The 11,255-nt window shown below is 52.8% G+C and carries 11 protein-coding genes; 6 read left to right on the plus strand and 5 right to left on the minus strand.

Annotated features, from left to right (window positions below):
• Position 1: 1 nt before the first annotated feature.
• From AK95_RS23300 to AK95_RS23315, 4 genes are all read left to right on the plus strand, one after another.
• Positions 2-841: a carbohydrate ABC transporter permease gene (locus tag AK95_RS23300; protein ID WP_012818681.1), complete on the plus strand. Its 840-nt coding sequence runs from the start codon at positions 2-4 to the stop codon at positions 839-841.
• Positions 842-915: 74 nt separating this feature from the next.
• On the plus strand, positions 916-2,232 hold the full coding sequence (locus AK95_RS23305; protein ID WP_071222291.1) for an ABC transporter substrate-binding protein: 1,317 nt from the start codon (positions 916-918) through the stop codon (positions 2,230-2,232).
• Positions 2,233-2,253: 21 nt separating this feature from the next.
• Positions 2,254-3,900, plus strand: a complete 1,647-nt coding sequence (locus tag AK95_RS23310) for an MGH1-like glycoside hydrolase domain-containing protein (protein ID WP_071222292.1) — start codon at positions 2,254-2,256, stop codon at positions 3,898-3,900.
• A gap of 23 nt (positions 3,901-3,923) precedes the next feature.
• Positions 3,924-4,835 carry a glycoside hydrolase family 43 protein gene (locus AK95_RS23315; protein WP_071222293.1) on the plus strand — a complete coding sequence of 304 codons (912 nt, stop codon included), beginning with the start codon at positions 3,924-3,926 and terminating at the stop codon, positions 4,833-4,835.
• Positions 4,836-4,978: 143 nt separating this feature from the next.
• Here the strand turns inward: AK95_RS23315 and AK95_RS23320 are convergent, their stop codons facing one another.
• A complete protein-coding gene (locus AK95_RS23320; RefSeq protein WP_071222294.1) occupies positions 4,979-5,998 on the minus strand; it encodes a Gfo/Idh/MocA family protein in 1,020 nt (339 codons plus the stop codon).
• 25 nt (positions 5,999-6,023) lie between these two features.
• Complete coding sequence (locus tag AK95_RS23325; RefSeq protein WP_071222295.1) at positions 6,024-6,797, minus strand: sugar phosphate isomerase/epimerase family protein; 774 nt, start codon at positions 6,795-6,797, stop codon at positions 6,024-6,026.
• 139 nt (positions 6,798-6,936) lie between these two features.
• On the opposite strand from AK95_RS23325, the gene AK95_RS23330 reads away from it, so the two are divergent.
• On the plus strand, positions 6,937-7,764 hold the full coding sequence (locus tag AK95_RS23330; RefSeq protein ID WP_071222296.1) for a helix-turn-helix domain-containing protein: 828 nt from the start codon (positions 6,937-6,939) through the stop codon (positions 7,762-7,764).
• Positions 7,765-7,886: 122 nt separating this feature from the next.
• Here AK95_RS23330 and AK95_RS23335 read toward each other — a convergent pair whose 3' ends face one another.
• From AK95_RS23335 to AK95_RS23345, 3 genes are all read right to left on the minus strand, one after another.
• Positions 7,887-8,258, minus strand: a complete 372-nt coding sequence (locus tag AK95_RS23335) for a hypothetical protein (RefSeq protein ID WP_235613213.1) — start codon at positions 8,256-8,258, stop codon at positions 7,887-7,889.
• Between the two features lie 201 nt (positions 8,259-8,459).
• The gene (locus tag AK95_RS23340; protein ID WP_071222297.1) at positions 8,460-9,710 is read right to left on the minus strand and encodes an MFS transporter; all 1,251 of its coding nucleotides are present in this window, start codon (positions 9,708-9,710) and stop codon (positions 8,460-8,462) included.
• Positions 9,711-9,907: 197 nt separating this feature from the next.
• Entirely contained in the window at positions 9,908-10,792 is an 885-nt protein-coding gene (locus tag AK95_RS23345; protein WP_162487632.1) for an arylamine N-acetyltransferase, read from the minus strand.
• A gap of 228 nt (positions 10,793-11,020) precedes the next feature.
• Here AK95_RS23345 and AK95_RS23350 point away from each other — a divergent pair.
• Positions 11,021-11,255 (plus strand): transposase (locus AK95_RS23350; protein ID WP_162487597.1); only part of this gene is annotated, 235 nt, incomplete at its 3' end.

Raw genomic sequence — 11,255 nt, forward strand, 5'->3', positions numbered from 1 at the left:
CATGCCGCTTAAGCGACAACTCGTCCAAGCCGGGAGGCATGCCGCCATTATCCTCCTCGGCCTGCTCATGCTGTATCCGGTGCTGTGGCTCGTCTTCAGCTCGTTTAAACCGAATCATCTTATCTTTACCAACAGCAGCCTCATTCCGACTGCCTTCACACTGGATCATTACGTGAACGGCTGGAGCGGGCTCCAGGGCATTTCCTTCGGGCGGTTCTTCGGCAACTCCGTGCTGATTTCGGTCATGAGCGTCATCGGGAACATCGTCTCCTGTTCCCTGGCAGCCTACGCCTTCTCGCGATTGAAGTTCAAATTCAAAGGCTTGTGGTTCAGCATCATGCTGGTGACGATTATGCTGCCTTACCACGTAACGCTCGTGCCTCAATACATTCTGTATAACGAGCTTCATTGGATCAATACGTATTTTCCGCTCATCCTGCCCAAATGGCTGGCACATGACTCCTTCTTCATTCTGCTAATGGTTCAGTTCATCCGCGGCATTCCGCGGGAGCTGGACGAGAGCGCGACCATCGACGGCTGCGGACAATCGCAGATCTTCTTCCGCATCGTGGTGCCGCTTCTCGTCCCTGCGCTGATTACGACGGCCATCTTCACCTTCATCTGGAGCTGGGACGACTTCTTCAGCCAGATGATCTATTTAAGCAAGATTGATTTGTTTACTGTACAGCTGGGGATCCGATCCCTGTTCGATCCTTCGGGGCAATCGGATTGGGGGGCCCTGCTCGCCATGTCCACGCTGTCGCTGCTGCCTGTGACGATCATCTTTCTGGTGTTTCAACGCTATTTTCTCGAAGGCATTGCCACGACCGGCCTGAAGTAGTCTCAGAAGCTGCCTGTCGTGGTGCGAAAGCGTGCTGCAAATGAACCAATAATGATTAGACTGGGGGATTATCCATGTTGAAGAAATGTTTCGTTGGCATGTTAGCTTCGCTCCTGTTATTTGTCACCGCTTGTTCCGGAACGGATCACACTGGAGAAGGCGGGAGTACGGACGCAGGGGCCGAGCCGAGCGGCCAGGTCGAGCTGCGCATGATGTGGTGGGGCGATCAAAAACGGGCCGATATTACGAACGAAGCCCTGAAGGTGTTCCAGAGCAAGCATCCGAACATCAAAATCGTCGGCGAATTCTCGCCTTCCTCCGGATATTTCGATAAGCTGAACACCCAGCTCGCTTCCGGCACCGCACCGGATATCTTCTTCCTGGGCGGAAACGTGGTGGACTACGCCAAAAAAGATGTGCTGCTGAACCTGGATCCGTATGTCGGCAGCGAACTGAAGCTGGACGGCATGGATGCCACTATGGTGGAATACGGACGTCTGGATGGGAAGCTGCAGCATATTTCGGCCGGCGCTAACGCCCGGGGAATCGTCATCAACAAGGCTCTGTTCGAAAAGGCTGGCATTCCTCTGCCGGAGCAGGATTGGGATTGGGAGGAATATGCCGCCATCAGCAAAGAATTGTCCGACAAGCTTGGCGACGGCGTATACGGTACTTATAATTTTACCGTCGACGGAATGGATATCTTTCTGAAGCAGCGCGGAAAACAGCTGTATGACATGGAGAACGGAAAGCTTGGTTTTAACCAGGAAGACATTCAGGAATGGTTCGAGTATTGGGAGCAGGCATCGAAAGCCGGAGGTGTCGTTACGCCTGAACTTCAGGTGTCCAACCCGCACGATGATACCAGCAAATCCTTGTTGATTACGGGCAAAGCGGCCATGAGCCTCCTCCCTTCCAATCAGCTGGCCGCATTCCAGAGCCTGACGGAAGATCCGCTCATCCTCCACCCGGTACCTAGAGGCCCGAAGGGAACGGGCGTAGTATTCGAGTCCAGCCAAGGACTATCCGGATATGCCAACACCAAGCATCCGAAGGAGGTCGCCACGCTCATGGACTTCTGGATCAATGATCCCGAAGCGGCCAAAATCCTCGGTAACGACCGCGGCGTGCCGGTAACGGAAGCCAACCGCAACCTTCTCCAGGAAGAAGCAGGCCCCGTGGAAGAGATTGTATACAATTACACGAGTCTCGTATCAGAAGCCACGAAAACTGAGCCTTTTGACGTAAGTTATAATCCGCCGGGATTCGCCGAGTTCTCCAAGCTGGCCCAGACGACGACCCAGGAGATCGGTTTCGGCCGGAAAAACGTCGAGCAGGCCGTTGCGGACTTCTATAACGGCACCGTGCGCATATTTGAATCGAATCAATAACAAGCTTTCAAGGAGGCGGACATGACAGAAGTTATGCTGGACCGGCTGCGCCGGATTTCGATACGAGATCAGGTGCACCCGGGTAAGCCGGAAGACCGGAAGCTGCTGCAGGAGTGGCAGACGACTGGCGTCCGATTCGCGGCATCGGGCGGACAGCTCGAAGCAACCTATTATAACGCGCTGGAGAAGCTGTTGGCCTGCATCATGCCGATGAACGGCACCGATCCGATTCTGCAGGAGGGCGGTATCTATCTTGGCTGCTGGCTGGAGAGCACCGGCACCATCAACGCGGAACTGCTATCGCGACTGATCCCTTCGGTCTCGGAAACCACGTACCTCTCCTTTGCGGATCAGCAAAGGGAGGATGGGCTGCTCCCTTATAAACTGACGGAGAGCGGCCCTTCGTTCCGCCAGATCCAGCTCGTCACACCGCTGGCGCGCTGCGTCTGGAACCACTATGAGCTTCATGGAAGGGACCTCTCCTTCCTGAAGACCATGTACCAAGCCATGTCGCGTTACGACGATTGGATCGCGCGTTACCGCAGCACCCGGGGGACCGGCTGCGTGGAGGCTTTTAGCACCTTTGATACCGGGCATGATCTGTCGCCCAGGTTCTGGCATGTTCCGGACACGCCCTATAGGAACGATGCTGCCGCCTCCCACCCGGACTCCCCGGTACTGCCCTTCCTGGCACCGGACTTGACGGCCAATATCTACTGCCAGCGCATGTATTTAGCCCGCATAGCCGAAGAGCTCGGTGAATCCGGAGCCGATTGGAGGGTCAAAGCCGAAGCCAGCCTGAACAGCCTCTTCCGATATTGTTATGACGAGGAGGATCAATTCTTCTACGACCGGGATCGGAACGACGAACTGGTCCGGGTCCAATCCGACGTGCTGCTGCGCGTGATGGCCTGCGAGGTGGGCGACCGCGAGCTGTTTGACAACATGCTGCGTCGCTATTTGCTGAATACCCGCAAATTCTTCGCCAAATATCCGTTTACGTCCATCGCAATGGACGATCCGCGGTTCGATCCGTCCTCCTCTTACAACAGCTGGGGCGGGCCGTCCAATTTCCTGAGCTTGATCCGGGCGCCGCATGCCTTTGAACATCACCACCGCTATGTCGAGCTGACCTGCGTGCTGCAGCCCATTCTGTCCGCCTTGTCCAAGGCGAAGCGCTTCCCGCAAACCTTGAGCCCTTGGACCGGTGAAGAGGGCTTTACCGAGGCGTATTCCCCTTCCATTCTGTGCCTGCTGGATTACGTGGAACGGCTCTGCGGCATCATGCCGATCGGATCGGATCGGTTATGGTTTACCGGTCTTCTACCCGTCGACATGGATCATGGCGAAGAAGTCGCCGGCAACACGGCCTATAGCCGAACCGTGAACGGACTGCACTACGAATTGGTGAATACCCCGGACAACGTTACTGTATACCGGGAAGGCCGCGTTCATATTCAAGGCCCCGCCGGGATTCGGCTGATCACGGACCGCAGCGGACAATTGGAGGGCGTGATCGGCATGAGCGTGCGTACCATTGAAGGCGAGCTCCGCTATCAAAGCACATCCATTCCGATCCGGATCAAAGGCAATGAGATGCAGCTGTATTCAGACGGAGATTTAAAGACGGAGAGGGATATCGGCATCATCTATCCTGCCTATCGTTAATTGAAGGAGGTGAACGCTTAAGCGTGAAAACTCAAGACATTCAGCTTCGGGACCCCTACGTACTGCCTGACCCGGCACAGCGAATATACTACATGTACGGCAGCACCGACAAAAATATTTGGAAGGAAGGGACCGGCTTCGATGTCTATATCAGCCGTGATCTCGACGATTGGGAAGGCCCTTACACGGTCTTTCGCAAACCGGACGGTTTCATTGCGGACGTGAACTTCTGGGCACCCGAAGTCTACTACTACCATGGGCGTTACATCATGTTTGCCACCTTCCGCCGAAAAGATAACGATCGGCTGGGCACTGCGGTGCTGTCGGCTGAGCAGCCGACGGGGCCCTTCTCCCTCCATAGCGAAGGGCCCGTGACCCCAGCCGACTGGAGTTCCCTGGACGGCACGCTCTATATCGACGAAACGGATCAGCCGTGGATGGTGTTCTGCCATGAATGGCAGCAGGTCGGGGACGGCGAGATCTGCGCCATGCGCCTGAGTCCCGATCTCATGGAAGCAGCCTCGGAGCCCGTGACCCTGTTCCGTGCCTCCGAAGCCGCTTGGGCCACGCCTTTTCACTCGCTTCGCTTTCCCGGATCGGGCAACTACGTGACGGACGGACCGTTTCTGTTTCGGACAACGTCAGGGAGTCTGCTCATGTTATGGGCCAGCTTTGTGGACGGCCGATACGCGCTCGGCGTGGCCAAGTCGACAACCGGCAAGCTGACGGGTCCCTGGCTTCAAGAGCCAGAACCCTTATACGCCAGCGACGGCGGGCACGGCATGGTGTTCCGTACCTGGAACGGGCAGCTGATGCTGACCGTGCATACCCCCAACCGCACGCCGGATGAACGGCCGATCTTCATCCCCGTCACAGAGGATGGAGACAGCATCAAGATGGATGGGATGTATCGGACAACACGTATGCCCAAGTAAAATCTCTATACGCGAAAAGGCCGCTCTCCATGAACATGGCAGAGCGGCTCTTTTTATATGCTTAACTTCCCGAAGCTATGCGTTACTGTCCCGTAGAAACAAAAGGAGGCCGTACGCGTACGGCCTCCTTCTACACTCATTTATTACAGCTTCACGATTTTACCGGTCTCTTGGGATTCGAATGCACCCAGGATCACGTTCAAGGAACGCAGTCCTTCCTCACCGGAAATGCTAGGCGGCGTGTTCGTGAGAATGGATTCGACGAACGCGTCGATGACGCCGCTCGGAACCTGCTTCTCATTGGTTGCCATGGCGCCAACCTTGTAGGTCTCCACCGTACCGTCGGTCAGCTCCACAACCACCTCGTCGCCGTTAACGGTACCGATCTTCATGGCACCCTTCTCGCACCATAACACTGTTCCGTTATCGCCGGATCTGTAATGCGTCCAGCTTGCCATCAGCGTGCCCACGGCCCCGCTCTTCATGCGAACGATGCAAGTCGCGTTGTCGTCCACATCGGTTCCTTCTTTATGGACCGTACCGATGAAACCTGCCACTTCCACGATTTCATCGTTCAGCAAATAACGGATAAAGTCGGATTTGTGCACGCCGAGATCGCCCATGGCGCCCATAATCGCTTCTTCTTTGCGGAAGAACCAGCTGTCCCGTCCATCCAGGCTCCAGCTCTCCGGACCGCCGTGGCCAAAGGAAGTACGGAAGGTAAGCACTTTACCGAGCTTGCCGGAATCCAGAATTTCCTTCGCTTTTACGTGCGGAGGCATGAGGCGCTGATTGTGGCCTACCATCAGGTACACCCCGTTTTTGCGGGCGGCCTCGATCATTTGCTCCCCTTCTTCAGCCGTTGTAGCCATCGGCTTCTCCACCAGCACATGAAGGCCGGCATTTGCAGCCGCGATGCTCATCGGAGCATGCAGATAGTTCGGCGTACATACGCTAACGGCGTCGAGCTTCTCGTTCTTCAACAGTTCTTGGTAGTCTGTATAGGCTTTACCGCCATACTGGGCTGCCATCTCTTCGGCGCGTTCTTTTACCGGATCGGCAAAAGCTACCAGCTCCACGTTAGCATTGTTCGCGTATTCAGGAATATGTCTGCGCTGGGCGATCGCGCCGCAGCCAAACACAGCCACTTTAATTTTACTCATCGAAAGTCTCCTTTGTGCTCATAAATTAAAATTGGTTCAGGTAGTTCTGCTTCAGCCAGTTCATGCTGTTCTCCACGCTTTGCAGCGGCGGATTCTGACATACGTCCTGCTCGACGATCAGCCATTCCGTACCTGCATCGGATGCAGCCTGAATGACGCCCGGCAGGTTAACCGAGCCTTGGCTCAGCTCCAGCGTCTTCATGTTGCCTTCCGCATCCTTGCTGAAATCTTTCAGGTGAAGCAGCGGAAGACGTCCTGCGTATTTCGGAATGTAGGCAAGCGGATCTTGTCCGGCGAATTGTACCCAGCATACGTCCATCTCCACTTGCACGGCTTCCGGCGTCGTTGCGGAATACATTGCGTCAAAGACGAACTGGCCATCAACCTCTGCTTCGAACTCGAATGCATGGTTATGGTATCCAAAGATCAGTCCATGCTTGCGGGCTTCAGCCCCTACTTCCTCCAAGAAGGAGAAGAGGTTCTTCCAATCCTCAGCATCTTTACGATCTTCTTCGGCCACATATGGACACATCATATATTTAGCGCCAATGGTTTTCAGGTAATCAATTTCCTTCTGCAGATCTGTGCGAAGCAGATGCAGGCCCACGTGACTGCCAATTGCTTTCAGGCCAAGCTCTTGAAGAAGCGTTTTCATTTCCTCGGCCGGAATGTCTCCATAACCTGCGAATTCCAGGCCTTCATAACCCAATTCAGCGACTTTGCGGAGCGTACCGCGGAAATCCTGTGCCGTTTCATCGCGCAGCGTATACATTTGCAAACCAATGTTCATTCTTCTCATTATAGCGCACCTCGATTCCAAAAATGAGTTACTGCTCTATCTGCTACTATCATACATGCAAATAGGCTAAAATGAACATAAACAATATTGCTGCAACATGAACTATCTGCTTATATTTTTACTGGGGGTTGTTACCATTATGGAAGCAAGGCTGCTCATCTGCGACTATTCCTATCACTTTCAGCAATTCAGCAACAGCCATCGGGGCGGCTTGACAACCTATCTGTTCCGACTCCAAACCGAAGGCTCCTGCGAAATCTACTGCAACGGCATCGAGCACCACGTGCAGGCAGGCGACCTGCTGCTGTTGAAGCCCGGCGATGAATACGAGCTGCGGGTGAAGGAAGACGGTGAGGATGGCCGGGTATCCAGCGGGGATTATTTTATATTCTGCGACGGCTCCTGGATTGATGACTGGTGGAACCGTATCCCCCGCCCTGTCGTCAGTCACGTGGGGCTCGACGATTATTTGCTGGGTTTGTGGAGACAAATGCTGTTGGAGAAGCGGCGCGGCCTTGAAGGGGAAATCGGGGAACTGACCGACTACCTGCTGCGCAGTCTCTGCCTCTGCCTGGACCGCGCCATTACCGAGATCAAGCCGACCGATCGCCTTGCCTTCACTGCCCTGCGGCTGAAGCGATTCGTGGAGGAGCATGCCACCCTTACCTTTAAGCTGGAAGAGGCCGCTTCCCATGTCGGGCTCAGCTTATCCCGGGCGGTTAAGCTGTTTAAGGAGTATTACGGAAAAACCATGATCCAATACGCCCTCGAGATCAGGCTGAACGCAGCCGTCGAGCGCATCAAATACAGCACGATGACATTGGAAGAAATCGCGGAAACCTGCGGCTTCGCCAGCTACTCCTACTTTCACCGGGTATTCCGTGCCAACTATGGCGTATCCCCGGTCAAATTCCGGGAAACGGCAACGGTGCCGGCAAGGCCGGGGCAGGAGAAGAGCCCACGCTAAATTTTTTCCTTCTATATAATGGGGTAGCAAAAAGCAGCCCCGGCTCATCCTTTAAGGCAGGAGCTAGGCTGCTTTGCACATTAGTAACTCGATACGTTCTAGACTGCTTTTTCAGGCCACATTCATAACATCGCGGCACCGGCGGCGGTAAAAACAAGTGCGAAATAAACGCCGACCCCTATCAGGTGATTGCGATTCCACTCCCGCGGCTTGATCTCCACAATGTACGGGAGCAGCCACAGAAAGCTGGCAACAAACCATGCAGCGGAGGCCAATCCGATAAACAGCAGCTTCTTTCCTTGCTCGTATTGAAAGACAGGGTCCATCCCGTTAATACGGATCAAAGAGCCGCTGGTCAAGGTACAGGCATAGGCCAAGACCATGAATACGGCCGCAACCAAGAGCGTGCCGATGGCTTTGAGCCCGTCCGAAGTCAGGAAATTCGGCCGTCTCCCCTTCTTTCCGGAAAAACCGATCAAAAAGAATACAAACATAGGCCAAAATAGCCACCCCCGCCCCGGAGGCGACAATGCCGCCCGAAACGGCTGCCGCCAAAGCTAGAATCGAAACCATCATTTGGTCTTTCCCTCTCTTTCGTACCTGCGGAACCGTACTGTGTGTGGTTGAAATTGAAATCGTGCGGGGAGCTAAGATTCCATAGGTAACGGCACTATGACCGTGCAGAACGTATCGATCTAATTACTCACATCTGTCGTATCATCCATCCGGGCAGCCCGCATCGGTGAGAACACGAACCAAATTCCGACTACAGCCAGTCCGGTGATAACAACGCCTAATGCTGTGCGAAATCCAAATACATCAGCGATGAAGCCACCCAGAGGCGCTCCAATAACGATCATACTGCGGTTGATAGACCTCATGGTGGCATTCATACGCCCATGCAAGTGTGCAGGTGTGATCGTCTGCCGGTAACCCATCTCAATCGGACCCTCAATACCTAATGCTAAACCATAAAACAGTTGCCCAAATCCGATCAAGAGGAAGGTCTGAATCAACAGATCACCGTTGTCAGTGGGTGGTGCCAGAACCATGAACAGGACCGCAGGTGCATACAAAAGTCTGGCAAACGTGATGCTGCGTCCAATTCCAAATCGCTTGCTGACCCGGGTTGATAACGTCGTGCCTATAACAGCGCCAATCCCTGCTGATGTCATGACAAGTCCCAGGGTTGACGCATGAAACCCTAATTCGGTGAGAGCGTACGTTACCAGCACCGTCCCCAGCATACTGTTAAATAGAAACCACGCATGGGTATTGAGTGCCAGCGTGCTGAGAAACGGATGCCGGTAGACCCAGCGCAATCCTTCCTTTATCAATTCAAGTATGCGTTCATTCGAGGCCTTTTCCGGTATGGGCTGATGTTTAATGAAAGCCATGACCAGCCCTGAAAATAGATACGAAGCTGCGTTAACCAAGATTGCAAACGGAGCCGTAACGATGGAGATTAATAAACCGGCAGCTGCGGGGCCGCTGGTTTCCGCAACGGCTGCGCTTTGCTCCAACCGTGCATAAGCGGGCAATAACAACCTTCTCGGCACGAGTTGGGGCACAATAGATTGAGATGCAGCATCATTGAATAACGACATCGCCCCGAAGAGTATCATGATGATCATCAGAATGCCCACATTGATTTCATCGAACAATGCCAGTAGGCAAATCGCTACGAGCAAGATTCCCCGCCCCAGATCGGTCAGTACCAGGATGTTCCGACGACTGACGCGATCAATAATCACTCCAGCCACCAATCCCAGCAGCACATAAGGCAGCCACCTCGAGGAGTTGATCCAGCCCACATCAACGGTACTGCCTTCCAGATTAACCACCACCAGTACTTGGAGAGCGAGTGTGGTAATATACGTGCCAAAATATGAAATGGTGGAAGCTAACCAGAAAAATACGTAACTCTTATTCTTGGTGAGATTCATCTCTAACCTCCAACTGAGCGCCGTATTTTTCGGGTTAATTGTATATTGGAGTCACTGCTGAATGAAGTCCCGAGCGCTATAACTAGTTAAATTGTAGCATATCCGCAACAGATAGAGACGTGCTCATACCAATTCATTCCACGATCAAACCATCCGTCGACTTATCGACAGAATGAATGCGTATGTTTCTTAACGTTCTACTCAAGGGAAATCGTCATGGCGCTGCCTTTAAAAATATTAAATCCGAGTTCCTGAAGAACCTTCACGGCATCTTCAACAGGCAATTTAGGGAGATGAAACTCATGATCGATGACCTCTCGCAGCTCGCTGAGATCGGATAAAATGCGCTTTTCTACCTTCCCGTTTGCATACCGGATACTCAGTACATTGTCGACCAGAGACAGCGAGCGCTGCTGATCCAGTTGCCACAGCTGACAGCGTAATGAAGAGGTAAAGAGATCATTCGGTTGAAAATAGCTTGCAATGGCCGGCTGGAAATCATCGAATTGATACGTTACCCGCGTGTCGAATGACCAAACCAATTCTGTAATCAGCCGACCATCCGCATACCGATAGTACGTATATGTTCCCGGTTCATCCCCTGGGCGCAATCTGACTTCAATCCCGGCATATTGGGAAACTTGCTCGGGATCGCTCTCCAAACGTACGGGTTCGAAAAAAGGGGCGGAGTTTCCGCAATCCACGTACACTTCTTCTTGCTCACCCGGGATCCGCACCAGTAACCCAACATGTCCCCCGCCCAGCAGCGTATACCGGGTTTCGAAACCAAGCTGGTTCAAGAGCTGATGAAGACTGCTGTTAATCATATAACAAGTGCCTCCCGCATTCAGCTGCCACAGCTGATCTACGAATCTCTTCTCATCCTGCTCCAATCTTCCTTTTTGATGATATTCTTGATACTGCAGCAACGTGGTAATGTTCTCGAACGGTACACGCTGATGATGTGCGGTGCAAATTTCGGTTAAATATTCCAATGAAGCCTCCCTTATCGGGACTTGAATATATTGCAAATAGTTGTTTGCCCACTGAGGCAGTTGTCCTTGATTCTGCACAATGTTCACGCTCCCTTTTCCTCTGATGTAAGGTATGCTCTTTATTTTAAACATTCTGCATATCATTACGTCATACCAATGACTGCACGATCTATACAGAAAAGGTCTTACCTATAGGTAAGACCCTCAGGCTGTCGAGAAAGTCTCGACAGCTATTTTTTGTACATTTAATTCAACACGACACCGCGTTAATATTATATAATATTAGTAAATAAACCGTTCGGAAGGGTGTTAAACATGTTGCGTTCTAACCGAGAAAAACAACAGGCTTACGAGTTTGTTTCGATTGAAGAATTGGTCCCTCAAGATCATCTGCTCCGTAAAGTAGACAAGTATATCGATTTCTCTTTCATCGACGAAAAGGTCCGTCCGCTTTACTGTGCTGATAATGGGCGACCAGCCATCGATCCTGTCGTGTTATTTAAGATGATTTTCCTCGGTTATTTTTACGGCATCCGTTCGGAGCGTCAAC

It is taken from the genome of Paenibacillus sp. LC231 (genome assembly GCF_001860525.1).
GTDB lineage: Bacteria > Bacillota > Bacilli > Paenibacillales > Paenibacillaceae > Paenibacillus_AQ.